This is a genomic window from Streptomyces sp. NPDC036822 (assembly GCF_055609145.1).
Genome location: NZ_JBVJPY010000002.1, coordinates 148,281 through 167,084 on the forward strand (window position 1 = coordinate 148,281; position 18,804 = coordinate 167,084).

Here is an 18,804-nt window from a genome sequence, read left to right on the forward strand (position 1 = left end):
CCCTGCCCCTCGCGCTCGTCAGCGGCACGGATGAGCCTTCCTCGTCATCGTTCCGGGGAGCGGGGGGCCACTGTGACGCACGGGATCGCTCGGATACGGCCGGACGACGGGACGCCCGTCCGGGCCCGCGTCAGCGGCGCGGAGGAACTCGACCGGGGAGACGGCTACCAGGACACCGGGATGGGCGACCGGGTCGTCTCGATGGCCGGCGAACCCCGGCTGACGCCGGGCGCACACGCCGGAGGCCCGGCACCCTTTCGGGGTGCCGGGCCTCCGTGCGTACCGGAACAGCGGATCAGGCGTCGAAGACCTCGTTGACCAGCTGCTGCTGCTCGGCCTGGTGGCGCTTGGCCGAACCGACCGCCGGGGACGAGGAGTGCGGACGCGAGATCCGGCGCAGGCGCTCGCCGTGCGGGATGTCGGCGCCGACCGCCAGGTCCAGGTGGTCGATCAGGTTGAGCGCGATGAACGGCCACGCACCCTGGTTGGCCGGCTCCTCCTGCGCCCACAGGTACTTCTCGGCGTTCGGGTACTTGGCGATCTCGGCCTGGAGCTCGGCACCCGGCAGCGGGTACAGGCGCTCCAGACGGATGATGGCCGTGTCCGTGACACCGCGCTTCTGCCGCTCGGCCTCCAGGTCGTAGTAGACCTTGCCCGCGCAGAAGACGACCTTGCGGACGTCCGCCGCGTTCACCGAGTCGTCGCCGATCACCGGGCGGAAGCCGCCGGTGGTGAACTCCTCCACCTTCGACGCCGCGGCCTTCAGACGCAGCATCGACTTCGGGGTGAAGACGATGAGCGGCTTGTGGTGCGGGTTGTGCACCTGCCAGCGCAGCAGGTGGAAGTAGTTCGACGGCAGGGTCGGCATGGCGACCGTCATGTTGTCCTGCGCGCACATCTGGAGGAAGCGCTCCGGGCGGGCGGACGAGTGGTCCGGGCCCTGGCCTTCGTAGCCGTGCGGCAGCAGCAGCGTGACGCCGGAGGTCTGGCCCCACTTCTGCTCGGCCGAGGAGATGAACTCGTCGACGACGGTCTGCGCGCCGTTGACGAAGTCACCGAACTGGGCCTCCCAGACCACCAGGGAGTCCGGGCGGGCCAGGGAGTAGCCGTACTCGAAGCCCATAGCCGCGTACTCGCTGAGCAGCGAGTCGTAGACGTTGTAGTGGGCCTGGTCCTCGGCCAGGTAGAGCAGCGGGGTGTAGTCCTCGCCGGTCTCCTGGTCCACCAGGACCGCGTGCCGCTGGCCGAAGGTGCCACGGCGGGAGTCCTGGCCGGACAGCCGGACCGTGGTGCCCTCCATGAGCAGCGAGCCGATGGCGAGGGTCTCGCCGAAGCCCCAGTCGATCGTGCCGTCGTCGATGGAGGCCGCGCGGCGCTGCATCTGCGGCATCAGACGCGGGTGGACCGTGATCCGCTCCGGGATGTTGACCTGCGACTCGGCGATCCGCTTCACGACCTCCTGGGAGACCGCGGTGGTGACGGCGACCGGGAACTCGGGCTGGGCGTCCGGGACGTGTGCCGGGGCCGGCGCGGAGGTGGCCTCGCGGACCTCCGCGAAGACCTTCTCCAGCTGGCCCTGGAAGTCCTGGAGCGCCTGCTCGGCCTCTTCGAGGGTGATGTCGCCGCGACCGATCAGCGACTCGGTGTACAGCTTGCGCACCGAACGCTTCTTGTCGATCAGGTTGTACATCTGCGGGTTGGTGAACTGCGGGTTGTCGCCCTCGTTGTGCCCGCGGCGGCGGTAGCAGATGAGGTCGATCACGACGTCCTTGTTGAACGTCTGGCGGAACTCGAAGGCGAGCCGCGCGACGCGGACCACGGCCTCCGGGTCGTCGCCGTTCACGTGGAAGATCGGCGCCTCGATCATGCGGGCCACGTCGGTCGCGTACATCGAGGAACGCGAGGACTCCGGGGCGGCGGTGAAGCCGACCTGGTTGTTGATGACGATGTGGACCGTGCCGCCGGTGCGGTAACCGCGCAGCTGCGACATGTTCAGCGTCTCGGCGACGACACCCTGGCCCGCGAAGGCCGCGTCACCGTGCAGGGCGACGGGCAGGACGGTGAAGTCCGTGCCGCCCTTGTTGATGACGTCCTGCTTGGCGCGGACGACACCCTCCAGGACCGGGTCGACCGCCTCCAGGTGCGAGGGGTTGGCGGTGAGCGAGACCTTGATCTGCTCGCCGTCCAGGCCGGTGAAGGTGCCCTCGGCGCCCAGGTGGTACTTCACGTCGCCGGAGCCGTGCATCGACTTCGGGTCGAGGTTGCCCTCGAACTCGCGGAAGATCTGCGCGTACGACTTGCCGACGATGTTCGCCAGGACGTTCAGGCGGCCGCGGTGGGCCATGCCGATGACGACCTCGTCGAGGCGGGACTCGGCGGCGGAGTCGATGACCGCGTCGAGCAGCGGGATGACGGACTCGCCGCCCTCCAGCGAGAACCGCTTCTGGCCGACGTACTTGGTCTGCAGGAAGGTCTCGAACGCCTCGGCGGCGTTCAGGCGGCGCAGGATCCGCAGCTGCTCCTCGCGCTCCGGCTTGGAGTGCGAGCGCTCGACGCGGTCCTGGATCCACTTGCGCTGCTTCGGGTCCTGGATGTGCATGAACTCGACGCCGGTGGTGCGGCAGTACGAGTCGCGGAGCACGCCGAGGATGTCGCGGAGCTTCATCATCGACTTGCCGGCGAAGCCGCCGACCGCGAACTCGCGCTCCAGGTCCCACAGGGTGAGGCCGTGCTCGGTGATGTCCAGGTCGGGGTGCTTGCGCTGGCGGTACTCCAGCGGGTCGGTGTCGGCCATGACGTGGCCGCGGACCCGGTAGGAGTGGATCAGCTCGAAGACGCGGGCGGCCTTGGTGACGTCGTCGTCGTGCGAGGCGTCGATGTCCTTGAGCCAGCGGACCGGCTCGTAGGGGATCCGCAGGGCCTTGAAGATCTCGTCGTAGAAGCCCTCCTCGCCGAGGAGGTAGTTCGCGACGATCCGCAGGAACTCGCCGGAGGCGGCGCCCTGGATGACCCGGTGGTCGTAGGTCGACGTGAGGGTCATCACCTTGGAGATGCCCAGCTTGTTCAGGGTGTCCTGGGAGGTGCCCTGGAACTCGGCGGGGTAATCCATCGAGCCGACGCCCATGATGACGGACTGTCCGGGCATCAGACGCGGCACGGAGTGGACGGTGCCGAGGCCGCCGGGGTTGGTCAGCGAGACCGTGACGCCGGAGAAGTCCTCCATCGTCAGCTTGCCGACGCGGGCGCGCTTGACGATGTCCTCGTAGGCCTGCCAGAACTCGAAGAAGTTCAGGGTCTCGGCCTTCTTGATGCCCGCGACGACGAGCTGGCGGTCGCCGTTCGGCTTCACCAGGTCGATGGCGAGACCGAAGTTCACGTGCTCCGGCTTGACCAGGGTCGGCTTGCCGTCCTTCTCCGCGAAGGAGTAGTTCATCGACGGCATTGCCTTGATCGCCTGCACCATGGCGTACCCGATGAGGTGCGTGAAGGAGATCTTCCCGCCCCGGGCGCGCTTCAGGTGGTTGTTGATCACGATCCGGTTGTCGAAGAGCAGCTTCACCGGGACGGCGCGGACGGACGTGGCCGTCGGCACCTCCAGCGAGGCGTTCATGTTCTTCGCCACCGCGGCGGCCGGGCCGCGCAGGGTGATCAGCTCGGGGCCCGCCGGGGCCTCGGTGGCCGGAGCGGAGGCAGGGGCCTTCGCGGCAGGGGCGGCGGCGGGCTTCGCCGGGGCCGGAGCGGCCGCGGCGGGCTTGGCGGCCGCCTGGGCCGGAGCGGCCGCGGCGGGCTTGGCGGCCGCCTGGGCCGGAGCGGCCTGAGCCGGTGCCGCGGGCGCGGCAGGCGCGGCCTGTGCGGGGCCCGCCTGCGGCGCGGCGGGCGCGCTCTGGACCGCCGGCGTGGCCGGCGGGGCCGGGGTGGCTCCGGCCGCCCCCGCGGCGGCGGGAGTCTCCGAGGAGCCGGGCTTGTAGTCGGCGAAGAAGTCCCACCAGGCACGATCGACCGAATTCGGGTCCTGGAGGTACTGCTGGTAGATCTCGTCGACGAGCCACTCATTGGCGCCGAAGGCGGTCGCAGGGTTCTGACCCTGCCCGTCTTGGTCGGTGGAGATGCTCGAGTTACTGGGGGACTGAGACGACACGGCGGTAACCGCCCTCTTCCGCTTCACAAGGTGATGGACAGCGGAAATAAAGGCTACGCCTCCCTGGCCAAGAGGTGCAGGCCGGGCACTCCAACGTCGCGCAAGTCACACTTGACGAAGTGTTTCGGGGCAGGGATTGGCGGGAAACACACGTGGTTCTGCCCTCTCCCGGGTAGGGGAGAGGAGGGTTGCGCCCCCCCTGGGCCCGCATCCCTGACCATGTCCTGACCATGTCCTGATCACGTACACGCAGAACATGTGCTTCCGGTTCGAACCCTACGTCAATCCCGCGCCGCGAGGCTGCCTGGAAGAGTGACCTGGATCCGGCAGCCGCGTGACGATTCGGCCACTCCGATCTCCCCGCCGTGCAGATCGACCGCCCAGCGGGCGATCGCGAGCCCGAGACCCGTGCCGCCGTCGCTCCCCGGGCCGGCCTGGGCCGGCACCGATCCGCGGTTGAACCGCTCGAAGACGGTGCGCCGCAGATCCTCCGGGATGCCCGGACCCTCGTCCTCCACCTCCAGCGCCAGCGAGTCCGGCCACGGCCCGCGCCGGGCGCGCACGGTCACGCGGCCGTGGGCGGGGGAGTGCTTCACCGCGTTGTCGATGAGGTTCGCCATCACCTGGTGGAGCCGCTCGGCGTCCGCGTGCGCCGTCAGCTCGGGCGGCGACACGTCCAGGTGCAGATGGACGTCCGTACGGCGGTGCAGCCCCGAGGTGGTGGTCAGGCCGCGCTGGGACGCGGCCAGATTGGCCTCCCGCAGCACCCCGGACAGATACGGCCACACCTCGAGACGCCGTGCCTTCAGCGTGACGACACCGTTGTCGAGGCGTGACAGGTCGAGCAGGGTCTCCACCAGCCGGCCGAGCCGCTCCGTCTGTTTCAGCGCCGTCCGCATCGTCTCCGGATCGGCCTCGGAGACACCGTCCACGACGTTCTCCAGAACGGCGCGGAGCGCGGCGATCGGTGTCCGCAGTTCGTGCGAGACGTTGGCGACCAGCTCCTTGCGGTGCCGGTCGACGGCCTCCAGGTCGTCCGCCATCCGGTTGATCGTCGAGGCGAGGTCGCCCAGCTCGTCACGGCGGTCCGCGCCGCGCACCCGACGGCTGAAGTCCCCGCGCGAGATCGACCCGGCCACCGTGTTCATCTCGTCCAGCGGCGCCGTCAGGGACTGCGCCACGAACTGGGTGATCAGCAGCGTCGCGATCATCGCGAAGATCGTGATGTACCGGAACTCCGTCGAGGTCCTGATCGCCACCAGGGCGAGCCCGGAGGTCAGCAGGACCGCCCCGACGACCAGCGTGCCCAGCTTGGTCTTGATCGATATGGCGATCCGGCGTCTCGCGCGCGCCTCGCGGCGGATCACGGCGCCGGTGTCTCCAGCGCGTAGCCGACGCCGTGGACGGTACGGATGCGCTCGGCTCCGATCTTCCGGCGCAGCGCCTTGATGTGGCTGTCCACGGTCCGGGTCCCCGACGCGTCCGCCCAGTCCCACACCTCGGCGAGCAGCTGCTCGCGGGAGAGGACCGCGCGGGGCGTGTTGGCCAGGCAGACCAGCAGGTCGAACTCGGTGGGCGTCAGATGCACGTCCTCGCCCCGGACCCTGACCCGCCGCTGCGCGTGGTCGATCTCCAGCTCGCCGAGCCGCAGGATGCCGCTGCGCGGCGTCACGGCCGCCATCGCGGCCCGCTCCACCCGTCGCAGCAGGACGTGCACCCGGGCGGCCAGCTCCCGCATCGAGAACGGCTTGGTCATGTAGTCGTCGGCGCCGACGCCGAGCCCCACCAGCATGTCCGTCTCGTCGTCCCGGGCGGTGAGCATCAGGACCGGAACGGGGCGCTGGGCCTGGACCCGGCGGCAGACCTCCAGGCCGTCGAAGCCCGGGAGCATCACGTCGAGGACCATCAGGTCCGGCTGCCACGCCTCCGCCGCGTCGACGGCGGCCGGGCCGTCCGTCGCCGTCTGGACGAGGAACCCCTCCGCCCGCAGTCGCGCGGAGATCGCATCCACGATGGTCGTGTCGTCCTCGACGACCAGCACACGCCGCTGCGCGCCCGGAGTGGCCGCCGCACCGTGGTGAGTGGTGTGTGTCTGCTCCATTGCCCTGCCTTGCGTAGCTGATGTCGGTCAGCAGCGTAGAGGCAGCGGCGGCGTCCCGGCTACGCAGGCCTGATGCCGAGGTGCACCACGTCAGGGACGCCCCGGGCAACGGGGATCTCTTCCGTCCGTACCCCGCTGAATCCGGCATTCCGCAATGAGTCTTCGAAATCGGCGGACGGCCGCGCCGACCAGACGGCGATGATCCCACCCGGATTCAGCCGGGCCGAACAGGCCGCCAAACCCTCGGCGGAGTACAGCGATTCGTTGCCCTCGGTGACGGTCCAGTCGGGACCGTTGTCGATGTCCAGGCAGAGCGCGTCGTAGGTGTCGGGGGAGGTGTGGACGTGCTCGACCAGATCCGTGTGAAGGATCACGCTCCGCGGGTCGGCGAGAGCGGCGCCCGACAGTGCGGCCAGCGGGCCGCCGCGGTGCCAGTCGATGATCGCCTCCTCACGCTCGACGACCGCGATCCGCGCCCACCGGGGATCGGCCGCGGCGTGCGCGAGGGAGAACCCGACGCCCAGGCCGCCGATCAGTACGGAGGCGCCGTGGCGCCCGCCGAGCGCCTCCATCGCCGCGTCGATCAGCAGCCGTTCGGACCGTCCGTCGGACGTGTCCATCAGGAACGTGCCGTTGGCGATGATCTCGAAGTGCTCGCCGCGCCGGCGCAGCACGACCTCTCCGTACGGTCCCTCGCGGCGGTCGAGGGTGACGGGACTCGGCATGTTTCACTCGCTCCGATCTCGGGCTCGTCGGGTCGTCCCGGCCATCCTCCCGGGGCGGCGGTGCCGGGACAAACCCTTATCGGGACAAACCTCTGCCGGGATGGACCCGTAACGGGACGACCCGTCCCGGACCGGGCGTTCGCGGAGCACCGGGGCGGCGTTCGCGCAACGCGCAATGCCGGGCGGCGAGTTCAGTTCCGTACGGGACGGGCGCCGCGCGCCGCGTACAGCGCCGTGCCCACGGCGAAGGCCCCCGCCGCCATCGCCCACGCCCCCGCCTCGGGCCCCGGCTGCATCGGCCAGGCCCACAGCGCCGCCCCGCCGCCGCTCCGGCCCGGGGCCGCCAGATAGACCGAGCCGGTGTACACCGTCATCGGCAGCCAGCTCAGCCGGGCGCCGACCCCTGCCGCCGCGGCGCAGGTGACCCCCACCGCCCCGAGGGTGTTGCGGACCATCGCGGGGGCGCCGAACTCCTCCGCGTGCCCCGGAACGGCGAGCGCCAGCACCGCCACGGCGAGCCCGGCGAGGCCGAGGACGTGCGCCGCGCGCCGGCGCCACCAGGGCTTCACCGCCGTCCGGTCCAGCTCGTCGCTCCACGCGTGCAGGCTCGTCCCGATCGCCGCCGCCGCGAGCAGGGGGGCGAGGACCACGACCGGGACCCGGGCGGTGTGGTCGAAGTGCGGCAGGGACTGGAGCCGGTACGCGGCCCAGGCCGCCGCCCCCGCCGTGGCGAGCAGCGTGGCGAGGGTGGCGGGAAGCGCGCGGGAACGGGCGTGGAGACGGCGCGCGGCCGGGGCCGCGGTCCGGTCGGTCACGGGATCGGCACCTCCTCGGGTACGCAGGTGTCGGCGGCCAGATAGCGGGTGAGGTAGTCCCGCTGCCCGGCGGGTGACAGGGCTTCCAGCCGCTCGACGTACACCTGGGCGTCCGTGGCGTCGACGCCGTGACCCGGCGGGCTCGGAGCGAGCCACTCGACGACGGCGAGGTTGACCACGGCGGCGCGCTCGGCCCCCGGCCCGGTGAAGCTCCCCTCCCGGCACGTGTCCGAGAACAGCCACTGGGCGGCGGAGTGCGCGTACCGCTCCGGATGGACGAGCCGGCCCCGCACGGCGTCCCTGCCCGCCCCCGGCAGACCGATGTCGCCGGGGCGCGGCTCGTGCGGGCCGCCGATCCAGCGGACGGGCGCACCGGGCAGAGCGCGCAGCCTTTCGTTCAGCGGCGTGAGCGCCCGGGAGACGTCCGGCAGCAGCGCACGGTCGACGGCGGGCACACACACCTGCGGGGCGCCGCCGTCGCAGACGAGCCGGGCCGCGCCCGGGTCGGGCCGCCAGGGGCCCTCCGGAGGCAGTCGCAGCAGCGGTACGGCGGCGATCACCGCGGCCGCCAGCGGGACCAGGGCGAGCAGCCGGAACCGGGCCGGGCGGGCGGCGTACGCGAGCAGTGCGGCCGCGGCCGGTGCGGCCGCCCACACCGCCCAGACGGGGGCGTACCACCACACCGGCGCGTCCCAGGCGTACGCGTGCTCGGCGGCCGGGCCGAGCCACCGCGAAGGCGCCTCCGCGTAGGCGGCCAGACCGAACGCGACGTAGCCGACGGCCGCGAGCAGCGGGGCCGTCAGCCGCCAGGGCACCAGCACGCCCACGAGATGGCCCCACACGCCGAGCGCGGCGAGCGTGACCGCGTCCGCCGCGACCAGCTCCAGGAACGGCCGGCCGTACGAGACGTAGGGCCACGTGGCGAGCAGGCACACGGCGGCCGCGCCCAGCTGGCCCGCGGCGGGCCAGAGTGCGGAGGGCGCCACGGCGAGCAGGGTGCGGCGCAGTCGGCTCAGGGGGACGGAGCGCAGCAGCTCCAGCGTCCCGCGCCGCCGGTCCCGGCCGCCCTGCCGGCATGCGGCGGCGAGCGCGAGCGGGGCGGCGAGCAGGCCGGTGGCGATGTGCAGCATGTCGGTCGCGTCGGCCCACCTGCCCTGCCAGTCCGGGGCCTTGCCGTACATCGTGACCAGCAGGGTGACGAACACGGCGGCCCCCGTCCAGATCCCCACACCGCGCCGCAGCTCGGTACGGACGGCGGTCGCGCGGGGCGCCCGGGTCGCGGTCGCGCGCGGCGGGGGGAGCGTCGTGGTCACCGTGCGTCCTTTCGCGCGGTGGGGAGCGCGGACTCGGGGGCGGGAGGGGCGGCCTCGGGCTCGGGGCCGGCCCCCCGGTGGGTGCGGAGGGCGGCCGTGTAGCCGCGCTCGATCGCGTTGGCCGCGTCGTCGCCGCCGGCCGCGCGCTCGCCGAGGGCGGTCAGTTCGGCGGTCGCGCCCCGGAAGGCGACCCGGCCGGACTCGATGAGGGTGACCTCCGAGCAGGCCGCCGCCACGTCCTCCACCAGGTGGGTGGAGACCACCACCGTCGACGAGCCGCCGAGCTCCCGCAGCAGGGCCCGGAACTCGACACGCTGTTCCGGGTCGAGCCCGGCGGTCGGCTCGTCGAGCAGCAGCAACTCCGGTTCGTTCACGACGGCCTGGGCGATCCCCGCGCGGCGCACCATGCCCCCGGAGAGGGTCTTCAGCTTCGCGTCGATCCGCGGCCCGAGCCCCACCCGCTCCACGGCCCGCTCCACGGCGGCCGGGGCGCGGTCCGCCGGCATCTCCTTGAGCCAGGCGACGTACGCGACGAACTCCCGGACGGTGAAGCCGGGGTAGTACCCGAACTCCTGGGGCAGATAGCCGAGCCTGCGGCGGATCTCGGCGCGTTCGCGGTGGGCTCCGGCGTCCCGCCCGAGCAGCTCGACCCGGCCCCGGGACGGCGCGGCGACGGTCGCGAGGACACGGATGAGGGAGGTCTTTCCTGCGCCGTTGGGCCCCAGCAGGCCGTGGACTCCGGCGCCGAGGGTCAGGTCGAGGGCGTCCAGCGCCACGGTACGGCGGTGCCGCACGGTCAGACCGGACACCGAGACCGTCGGGTACGCCACGCCGTCCGCCTCGCGTCCCGTGCTGAGCGCGTCGCGCCCGGCGTGCGTGCCGTGCGTGCTGTCCGAGCGGGGGGCGGACGTCGTACGCGCCCCTCGTACCGGTTCGGGCGGGGTCACAGGTGCTCCAGGTGGTCGAAGGAACGGCGCCGCAGGGCCAGCAGGCCCCCGCCTGCGACGGCGACGGCGGCCCAGGCGCCCTGGGCGGCGGGGCCGGAGAGGTAGCGGACCAGTGCGGCCAGGGCCGCGTCGGGCTCTCCGAGCAGCGGCCCGGTCGTGGCGAGCAGCCATCCGCAGGTCAGCGTGAGCGCGGCCGCCCGGCACCCGACGAACGAGCCGAGCGCGAGCGTCGCCAGGATCAGCGCGAGCCCCGGCAGCAGCCAGGCCGCGGCCCCGGGGACGCCGGTGACCGGGGGCAGGAGGGCCCCGGCCGCGGTCAGCAGCGGCATGCTCACTCCGAGCACCGCCGCCGCCCGGGTGAGCAGCAGCCGCAAACCGCCGGAGGGCGTGGCGGCCCCGATCTCGTACATCGGGTCGGCCCGCCGGCCGTACGACAACGCCACCCCGCCGAGCGGCAGCACGGGCGCAACGGCGAGCAGAACCGGCCGGGCGCCGTCGAAACCGGCGCCGTACGCGAGGAGGAGGGCCGCGGCGGCGACCAGGCCGAGCGAGACCAGCCACGCCCCGCGCAGTGCGGGTCCCGCCGCCCAGACCAGCCGGGCGATCCGGGGGGCGGGGGACGGCGTCCCGGGGTGCGCCGGGCGACGCGAGCCGGCAGGCCCCGCCGCGTGCGTGCGGGGCCACCCGCTCCGGCGGGGCCCCCGCCCGGGGCGGATAACCGCCGCGCCCGGACCGGCGTTCTCGGAAGCGCCGGGGGTGTGGCCGCGGGCGGGCCGCTCCGGTCGCCGGTGGCCGGCCGTGACGAAAGCGGCCGGACGGTTCCCGGCCGCGGGCGCCTCGCGTTCCTCGGCGCGTACCCGGTGCAGCAGCTCGGCCCGTACGTCGGCGAGCACCGGGCCCGCCGAACCCGCCCGGACCGCGGCCGAGACCCGGGCCGCGCAGGGAGCGCAGCTCTCGACGTGCTTCTCCAGGGACCAGGCGTCGGGCTCGGGGGCCGTCCCCGAGGCGTAGCGGGCCGCGAGGGTGTCCGTCACGTGCCACGCGGCGGTCATGCGGTGCCTCCCAGGGGGTGGTGCGCGCCGAGGGCGGCGCGCAGTTCGCGGCGGGCCCGCACGGCACGGGTCTTGACGGTGCCCTCGGGTATCCCGAGGAGCCGGGCCGCCTCGCGGGTGGTCAGGCCGTCGACGACGGTGGCCCGCAGCACGTCGCGCAGTTCGGGTGAGATCCGGTCGAGCGCGGCGCCGACGTCCCCGTACTCGAGCCCCGCGAGGACCCGGTCCTCGGCGGAGGGGGCGAGGGCGGCGCCCGGCGGCTCGGCCGGTGCCACCCGCTCCGTACGGGACCGGACGCGCAGGGCGTCGACGAGCCGGCGGGCCGCGATGACCCAGAGCCAGCCCCCGGCCTCGCCGCGCCCGCGGTGGGAGCCCGCCGACCGCCAGACCGTGACGAAGGTGTCCTGGAGGACCTCCCGTACGGTCTCCTCGTCCGCGCAGCGCCGGGCCAGCCGGGCGTGCAGCCAGCCGGAGTGCCGGTCGTACAGCACGGCCAGCGCCTCGGCGTCTCCCCGGGCGACGGCGCGCAACAGCGCCGCGTCGTCCTCGTCCTCCCCTGAGGGGCGCATCAGCTTCACGCCCTGTCTATCGCCCGCCGGACGCCCGGCGGTTCACGGACGGCGTGACGGGAGGTCAGGAGCCGCTCCGGGCAGGGCCGCTGTCACGGGGACGTCGGCGGGCCCCCGCCCGGCAGGGCGTCGAAGACCCGGGCGAGCGCGGCGGGCACGGCGCCGTCCCCGGCGACGACGACCCGGTACCGGTGCGCGACGACGTACTGGAAGCCGTCGGAGACGGGCTTGCCGGTGGGGCGGTCGGGCACCGCCGCGTAGGCCGGGGCCTCCAGCGCGGCGCGGAGCTCCGCGACCTCGGAGGGGGTCATCCGGCCGGTGCGCGGGGGCTTGGTGCCGGAGCGGGTGGTGTGGCTTCCGTCGTAGTGGACGATCAGCCGGTTGTTCACCCCGGCGTAACCGCCGCTCACGTTCAGCTCGACGAGGACCTCCCGCGGGCCCGGCCGGTGACCGTCGGCGGTCGGGGGCGACGGGACGCTCGGCTCGGGAGCGGTGGACGGGGGAGTCGGGGCGCCGGCATCCGGTGGCGAGGTCGGCGTGGCGGTGCGTGGCGGGGGAGTCGGGGCGGCCGGGGTGCCGGAACCTGGTGCCGAGGTCGGCGTGGCGGCGCGTGGCGGGGGCGTGTCCGGTCCGCAGCCGGAGACCGCCAGCGCCGCGCCCATCGCCGCCGCGGCGACCCACACCCCGGCGTGCCGTCGCCGTCGCCTGCCGAGGAGCGCCGGTCCGTGGGCGCCGACGGAGCCCCGCGTCCCTGCCTGCCGCCGCCCACCCCCGCGCACCTCGTCGCGGCCGCCCGCCCCCCGGGCCGAGCTCCCGTTCCCGCGTACGCCTCTGTTCTTGCCCCAGCGCCTCATGCGCCCGAGCATGCCCGGCGGCGGGTCCCGTTGACCAGAGGCCGGTGCGGGCGCCGGCGGCGGGAAGCCGGGAGGGCGCCCGGGCCGTCAGTCGCGCACGATTCCGGTGAGCGGGCCTTCGTACCGCCAGCCCAGACTGCCGTACAGGCCCAGTCCGTCTCGCGTCGCCGAGAGGACCCCCGTCACCGCCCCGGCCTGCGCGGCGGCGGCTTCGAGGGTGCGCATGACGTTGGCGCCCAGGCCGCGCCGCCGGTGGGCGGGGTCGGTCTCGATCTGGTCGGCGACCGCCGTCGCCCCGGTCGGGGCGATCTGGCCGCGCGCGGCGAGGGTGCCGTCCGGGGCGAGGATCCTGACGCGGATGACGCCGTCGCGGGACTCCGTCGTCCGTGCGTACCCCTCCGGCGCGGGCGGACGCGCCCCCGCGTCCAGGCGCTTGCACATCATGAAGCCGGGGTCGTCCGGGATGGTCCAGCCGGGGGTGATCCACTCCCCGGCCTCCTCGGGGGTCGCCATGATCTTCAGCCAGGCGTAGGGCTCGGTGATCTCCGCGCAGAGCTTGCCCACGGAGACGGCGTCGGGGGCGGGCAGGACATGGCGGAAGACGTGCTTCGGCTGCCCCACGTCGATGCGGTAGCCCCAGGGCTCGACGACGGCGGGCGGTGTCCCGCGCGAGACGGTCCACCCCGCCACCCAGGCAGATGTAATAGCTCCCATATCCATGGAGGCATTACATCTGCTGGTCGCGGACGACGCGAGAGTGATCGCTGAGAGCGAACGGCGCCAGGGGAACATTGCTGGGCTCACAAGCATTGAGTCGGCATAGCTCAACTTGACTGCCGAAGGGGAGATCATGACTGCCGAGTCCACGGAGTACCCGACGCTCACCCTGCCCGTGCTGCCGCTCGACGACGAAGTGGTGCTGCCGGGGATGGTGGTGCCGCTCGACCTGTCCGACGCCGACGTGCGCGCCGCGGTGGAGGCCGCCCAGGCCGCCGCGCGCTCCGGCGGCGGGGCGGGCGCGGGCAAGCCGCGGGTGCTGCTCGTGCCCCGCGTCGACGGCACCTACGCGGGGACCGGCGTCCTCGGGACCGTCGAACAGGTCGGCCGGCTCTCCGACGGGGACCCCGGCGCGCTGATCAGGGGCCGCGACCGCGTGCGGATCGGGGCGGGGACGACCGGCCCGGGCGCCGCCCTGTGGGTCGAGGGAACCGTCGTCGAGGAGACCGTGCCCGACCCGCTGCCCGGGGCCGTGGCCGAGCTGGTCAAGGAGTACAAGGCGCTGGCCACCAGCTGGCTGAAGAAGCGCGGCGCCTGGCAGGTCGTGGACCGCGTCCAGCAGATCGACGGTGTCGCGGCCCTCGCCGACAACTCCGGCTACTCGCCCTTCCTCACCGTCGAGCAGAAGGTCGAACTGCTGGAGACCGCCGACCCGGTCGCCCGCCTCAAGCTCGCCACCGCGCAGCTGCGCGAGCACCTGGCGGAGCAGGACGTCGCCGAGACCATCGCCAAGGACGTCCAGGAGGGCGTCGACAAGCAGCAGCGCGAGTTCCTGCTGCGGCGCCAGCTCGACGCCGTGCGCAAGGAACTGCGGGAGCTCAACGGCGAGTCCGAGGGCGACGAGTCCGACGACTACCGCGCCCGTGTGGAGGCCGCCGACCTGCCCGAGAAGGTGCGGGAGGCGGCGCTCAAGGAGGTCGAGAAGCTGGAGCGGTCCAGCGACCAGTCCCCCGAGGGCTCCTGGATCCGCACCTGGCTGGACACCGTGCTCGAACTGCCGTGGAACGAGCGGACCGAGGACCGGTACGACATCCAGGGCGCCAAGGCCGTCCTGGACGCCGAGCACGCCGGCCTGGAGGACGTGAAGGAGCGGATCACCGAGTACCTCGCGGTCCGCAAGCGGCGCGCCGAGCGGGGTCTCGGCGTGGTCGGCGGCCGGCGCGGCGGCGCCGTGCTCGCGCTCGTCGGGCCGCCCGGCGTCGGCAAGACCTCGCTCGGCGAGTCCGTGGCCCACGCCATGGGACGGAAGTTCGTCCGCGTCGCGCTCGGCGGCGTACGGGACGAGGCCGAGGTGCGCGGCCACCGGCGTACGTACGTGGGGGCGCTGCCCGGCCGGATCGTTCGGGCGATCAAGGAGGCCGGGTCGATGAACCCGGTGGTCCTGCTCGACGAGATCGACAAGGTCGGCTCCGACTTCCGGGGCGACCCGGCGGCGGCCCTGCTCGAAGTCCTCGACCCGGCGCAGAACCACACCTTCCGGGACCACTACCTGGAGGTCGAGCTCGACCTCTCCGACGTCGTCTTCCTGGCGACGGCGAACGTCCTGGAGGCCATCCCGGAGGCGCTGCTCGACCGGATGGAGCTGGTGCGGCTCGACGGCTACACGGAGGACGAGAAGATCGTCATCGCCCGGGACCACCTGCTGCCCCGGCAGCTGGAGCGGGCGGGTCTGGAGCCGGGCGAGGTCGTCCTGGAGGACGCCTCGCTGCGGAAGCTGGCGGGGGAGTACACCCGGGAGGCGGGCGTCCGCACCCTGGAGCGTTCGATCGCGCGACTGCTGCGGAAGGTGGCGGCGGAGCACGAGCTGGGCGACCGCGAGCTGCCGTTCACGATCACCCCGGACGACCTGCGGGCGCTGATCGGGCGTCCGCACCACGTGCCCGAGTCGGCGCAGGACCCGGCCGAGCGGCGCACCTCCGTCCCCGGCGTGGCGACCGGTCTCGCGGTCACCGGCGCGGGCGGTGACGTCCTCTTCGTGGAGGCGTCGCTCGCCGACCCGGAGACGGGCGCGGCGGGCCTCACGCTGACCGGCCAGCTGGGCGACGTGATGAAGGAGTCCGCCCAGATCGCGCTCTCCTTCCTGCGCTCGCACGGCGCCGAGCTGGAACTGCCCGTCACCGGCCTGAAGGACCGGGGCGTCCACATCCACTTCCCGGCGGGCTCGGTCCCCAAGGACGGCCCGAGCGCGGGCATCACCATGACGACCGCACTGGCGTCGCTGCTCTCCGGCCGCCTGGTCCGCACGGACGTGGCGATGACCGGCGAGGTGTCGCTGACCGGACGGGTGCTGCCGATCGGCGGACTGAAGCAGAAGCTCCTCGCCGCCCACCGGGCGGGCATCACGACGGTCGTGATCCCCAAGCGCAACGAGCCCGACCTGGACGACGTCCCGGCCGAGATCCTCGACAAGCTCGACGTCCACCCGGTCACGGACGTGCGCCAGGTCCTCGAGATCGCCCTCGCCCCGGCGGAGATCCCGGTGGGCGTGGCGGCGTAGGGGGTGTCCGGAGCGTCGCGGCCCGGGCGAGGCTTCACGGACACGACCTGGATCCGGCCCTGATCCGCGGGACACACGCTCGGTCCGAGGCCCGGCGAAGCGGGGCGCCCCCGACGGGGGCGCCCCGCTTCGCCGTGCGCGCCCGCGCGGCTACGGCCGGGTGCGGCGGCGGGAGAGGAGCAGGCTGCCCGCGGCGAAAGCGGTCAGGGCGCCCGTGCCGACGAGGGCGAGGGGCAGGGGGGACGGGGACGCCGGAAGGGTGTCGGCGGAGAGGGCGGGGGGCCGCTCGTCGCCGCCGTGGCCCGCGTGGCTGACCGTGGAGCGGTCCGCGCCGGCCGACAGCTCGGCCTCTGTCGGGGCGGTCGCCGAGGCCGCACCGCCGAAGGTCACGTCCGAGCAGCTGTAGAAGGCCTCCGGGCTGTCGGAGCGCTGCCAGACCTTGTAGACGACGTGCCGGCCGGTGCGGGCGGGCAGGGTGCCCGGGAAGTCGTAGAAGCCGTTCGTCGCCGTGCGCGTGGTGGCGTAGGTGGCCACCGGCGTCGTGTCCAGGTCCGACCACTTCAGGGGCTGGGTGGGGTCGAAGCCCTGCTTGGTGATGTAGACCGTCATCGTGCCCGAGTGCGCCGCCGTCGCCCGTACCCTGAAGTCGAAGGGGCCGGCCTTGACCGCCGTGGCCGGCCAGTCCGTGCGCGCCCAGTCCAGCGCCCGGTACTTCTCGCGGTTGGCCGAGCAGAGCTTGCCGTCCGGGATCAGCGCCCGGTGCTGCCCGTCCGCGTTGGCGATGTTCACCTCGTTCCAGTCGTAGAGCGGCTGGGTGCCGGAGTCGGCGACGAGGTCCTTGCACACCTGCGACTTCGGCGTCTCGGGTCCTTCCGCGAAGCAGGCCGCCACTCGGCTCACCGGGTTGAAGACGGCGCCGTGGGCGCTCGCGACGGACGGGGTGAGGGGGACGAGCACGGCGGCGGACACGACGGCGGCGGTGGCCGCGGCGGCGCGGCGGGCGGACGGCCTGGACGACAGGGACCGCAGGGGCCGAGGGGACGACAGGGACCGCAGGGACGGCATGGGGGCTCTCTCTCGTACGTGGGGAGACGGGAACGAGCAGGGCACGGGCGGGCAACAAGGCGCCCCCGTACGGCAGTTGAACGCCGTACGAGCCCGTCGGGAGCGAGCCTCGCATTGGTCCATACCAATAGACAAGAGGGTGGGCCGAAAACGCCGAACGGCCTCCCGGGCGTGCCGCGCACCCGGGAAGCCGTCGGGACGGGGTGCGCCACGCACCCAGGAGGCCGTCGGAACGCCGGCGGCCGCCGCCGATGAGCGCCTCAGCCGTTGGCCAGCGCCTGTACCCGCGAGAGGTCGCCGTTGAAGTGGTTGTGGTCCCCGACCGTCGGTCCGGACGAGGTGTACTGCCACATCGTGTAGTACGGCCAGCCCGCCGGGAGTTCGCCGACCGCCGTGGCGTACCGCGCCACCCACAGCGGGTTCGTCGCGCCGAAGCCGCTGTAGTTGCCGGTGCACTCCTTCCACCAGCTCGTCGCCGTGTAGATCACCGCGTCACGGCCGGCCCTCGCCTTGTAGCGGCTCAGGAAGTCGCGGATCCACGTCACCATCCCGGACTGCGTCTTGCCGTAGCAGGACGCGCCGTACGGGTTCCACTCGATGTCCAGCGCTCCCGGCAGGGTCTTGCCGTCCCTGGACCAGCCGCCCCCGTTGTTCACGAAGTAGTCGGCCTGCGCCGCGCCCGTCGTCGTGTCGGGCGTCGCGAAGTGGTACGTCCCGCGGATCATGCCCACGTTGTACGAACCGTTGTACTGCTGCGTGAAGTAGGTGTTCTTGTAGTAGGTGCCCTCCGTCGCCTTGACGTAGGCCCACCTCACCCCGCTGTTCCACAGGGTCGACCAGGCGACGTTGCCCTGGTGGCTGGAGACGTCCACGCCCTCGGTCTGCGTGGCCTGGATCGAGATGCCGCCGGGCTTTCCGCCCTGGCCGTCGTGGGCCGGCACCCCCATGCCCATCCAGGCCGAACCCCGGGCGGGCACCTGCCGGGTGCCGGGATCGTCCGCGGCGTTCGCCGTGCCGGAGACGGTGAGGGGGAGGAGCAGGGCCAGGGCCGCGAGCGCGGCGCCGGCGAGGGTCTTTCCGGATCTGTGCACGGGCATTGCGTGCCTCCGAAAGGCTCGGTGGGAGCGGGAGTGGGACCATGGGCGGGGCCGCATCGGAGCGCCCTTGCAGTGGACATGTCATCGCGGCGCCGGTGCAGACGCTACGCACGTAGACCCGCCCGGCGGAAGAGGGGCCGGGTGCTGCCGTTGGTCTACTCCTGCGAAATACTGGGGGAGCTGCGGTGATGACCGTCGGCGGAGGAAACTTTCAGCGACCGGAAAGCGCGCGAGGGGTGCTGACGTGCACGGAAGCGGTACGGGAAGTGAAGGCGGCCCCACCGGCAGGAGCGATGTGGACCAGGAATTCCTGGCGCTGGAAAGGGAACTGGCGGTCTTCCTGCGGCGCGCCCGCGCCCAGTCCGGCGAGATGGCCCGCGAGGTCCATCCCGAACTGGAGCCCGCCGCCTACGGTCTCTTCGTACGGCTCGACGACACCGGGCCGCAGCGGGCCACCGAACTCGCCGGCTACTTCGGCGTCGGCAAGGCGACCATGAGTCGTCAGCTGCGCGCGCTCGAAGACCTCGGCCTCGTCGCCCGCGACCCCGACCCGGCCGACGGGCGAGCCTCGCTCGTCCGGCTCACGGAGGAGGGCCAGGGGCGCTTCCGGCGGGTACGGGACGCGCGGCGCGGGCGGTACGTCCGCAAGCTCGCCGACTGGGACCGGGGCGAGGTCGCCGAACTGGCCCGCCTGCTCCACCAGCTGAACACCCGCGCGGAGAGCTGACGGCCGAAGGCCGCGCTCGCGCCCCGGTCCGGCGCGGGCCGCCGGGAAGCCCCTCCGCTCACGATCCGCGCGGGCACCCGGGGGAGCCCCGCCGGTCCGGATCCGCGCGGGCCGCCGGGGAGCCGGC

General features: G+C 73.4%; 15 protein-coding genes. 2 read left to right on the forward strand and 13 right to left on the reverse strand.

Features of this window, described 5'->3' with window-relative positions:
- Window positions 1–295 precede the first annotated feature (295 nt).
- From ACZ68P_RS05105 to ACZ68P_RS05155, 11 genes are all read right to left on the reverse strand, one after another.
- Entirely contained in the window at window positions 296–4,138 is a 3,843-nt protein-coding gene (locus ACZ68P_RS05105; RefSeq protein ID WP_471002800.1) for a multifunctional oxoglutarate decarboxylase/oxoglutarate dehydrogenase thiamine pyrophosphate-binding subunit/dihydrolipoyllysine-residue succinyltransferase subunit, read from the reverse strand.
- A gap of 281 nt (window positions 4,139–4,419) precedes the next feature.
- A complete protein-coding gene (locus ACZ68P_RS05110) occupies window positions 4,420–5,505 on the reverse strand; it encodes a HAMP domain-containing sensor histidine kinase (RefSeq protein WP_365721155.1) in 1,086 nt (361 codons plus the stop codon).
- A complete protein-coding gene (locus ACZ68P_RS05115; protein WP_365721157.1) occupies window positions 5,502–6,239 on the reverse strand; it encodes a response regulator transcription factor in 738 nt (245 codons plus the stop codon). The genes ACZ68P_RS05110 and ACZ68P_RS05115 overlap by 4 nt, the downstream gene beginning before the upstream one ends.
- Before the next feature lie 59 nt (window positions 6,240–6,298).
- Window positions 6,299–6,964, reverse strand: coding sequence for a spermidine synthase family protein (locus ACZ68P_RS05120; protein WP_471002805.1), 666 nt, complete (start codon window positions 6,962–6,964; stop codon window positions 6,299–6,301).
- A 191-nt stretch (window positions 6,965–7,155) separates the two neighbouring features.
- The gene (locus tag ACZ68P_RS05125) at window positions 7,156–7,779 is read right to left on the reverse strand and encodes a hypothetical protein (protein ID WP_471002808.1); all 624 of its coding nucleotides are present in this window, start codon (window positions 7,777–7,779) and stop codon (window positions 7,156–7,158) included.
- Window positions 7,776–9,092, reverse strand: coding sequence for a hypothetical protein (locus ACZ68P_RS05130; RefSeq protein WP_471002811.1), 1,317 nt, complete (start codon window positions 9,090–9,092; stop codon window positions 7,776–7,778). Before ACZ68P_RS05130 ends, ACZ68P_RS05125 begins: the two co-directional genes overlap by 4 nt.
- A complete protein-coding gene (locus ACZ68P_RS05135; protein ID WP_471003869.1) occupies window positions 9,089–9,901 on the reverse strand; it encodes an ABC transporter ATP-binding protein in 813 nt (270 codons plus the stop codon). The genes ACZ68P_RS05130 and ACZ68P_RS05135 overlap by 4 nt, the downstream gene beginning before the upstream one ends.
- Window positions 9,902–10,035: 134 nt before the next feature.
- The gene (locus ACZ68P_RS05140; protein ID WP_471002814.1) at window positions 10,036–11,091 is read right to left on the reverse strand and encodes a serine/threonine-protein kinase; all 1,056 of its coding nucleotides are present in this window, start codon (window positions 11,089–11,091) and stop codon (window positions 10,036–10,038) included.
- Complete coding sequence (locus ACZ68P_RS05145; RefSeq protein WP_471003871.1) at window positions 11,088–11,660, reverse strand: RNA polymerase sigma factor; 573 nt, start codon at window positions 11,658–11,660, stop codon at window positions 11,088–11,090. The genes ACZ68P_RS05140 and ACZ68P_RS05145 overlap by 4 nt, the downstream gene beginning before the upstream one ends.
- Window positions 11,661–11,752: 92 nt before the next feature.
- A complete protein-coding gene (locus tag ACZ68P_RS05150; protein ID WP_471002817.1) occupies window positions 11,753–12,514 on the reverse strand; it encodes a hypothetical protein in 762 nt (253 codons plus the stop codon).
- Window positions 12,515–12,601: 87 nt separating this feature from the next.
- Complete coding sequence (locus tag ACZ68P_RS05155; RefSeq protein WP_471002820.1) at window positions 12,602–13,234, reverse strand: GNAT family N-acetyltransferase; 633 nt, start codon at window positions 13,232–13,234, stop codon at window positions 12,602–12,604.
- A gap of 130 nt (window positions 13,235–13,364) precedes the next feature.
- Between ACZ68P_RS05155 and lon the strand changes: the two genes are divergently transcribed.
- Complete coding sequence (gene lon / locus ACZ68P_RS05160; RefSeq protein WP_365721165.1) at window positions 13,365–15,788, forward strand: endopeptidase La; 2,424 nt, start codon at window positions 13,365–13,367, stop codon at window positions 15,786–15,788.
- 150 nt (window positions 15,789–15,938) lie between these two features.
- Here lon and ACZ68P_RS05165 read toward each other — a convergent pair whose 3' ends face one another.
- Window positions 15,939–16,853 (reverse strand): lytic polysaccharide monooxygenase auxiliary activity family 9 protein, encoded by a 915-nt coding sequence (locus tag ACZ68P_RS05165; protein WP_471002824.1) that lies wholly within the window; start codon window positions 16,851–16,853, stop codon window positions 15,939–15,941.
- A 260-nt stretch (window positions 16,854–17,113) separates the two neighbouring features.
- Window positions 17,114–17,950 carry a lysozyme gene (locus tag ACZ68P_RS05170; RefSeq protein WP_471002827.1) on the reverse strand — a complete coding sequence of 279 codons (837 nt, stop codon included), beginning with the start codon at window positions 17,948–17,950 and terminating at the stop codon, window positions 17,114–17,116.
- 244 nt (window positions 17,951–18,194) lie between these two features.
- Between ACZ68P_RS05170 and ACZ68P_RS05175 the strand changes: the two genes are divergently transcribed.
- Window positions 18,195–18,677 (forward strand): MarR family winged helix-turn-helix transcriptional regulator, encoded by a 483-nt coding sequence (locus tag ACZ68P_RS05175; protein ID WP_471002830.1) that lies wholly within the window; start codon window positions 18,195–18,197, stop codon window positions 18,675–18,677.
- Window positions 18,678–18,804 lie beyond the last annotated feature (127 nt).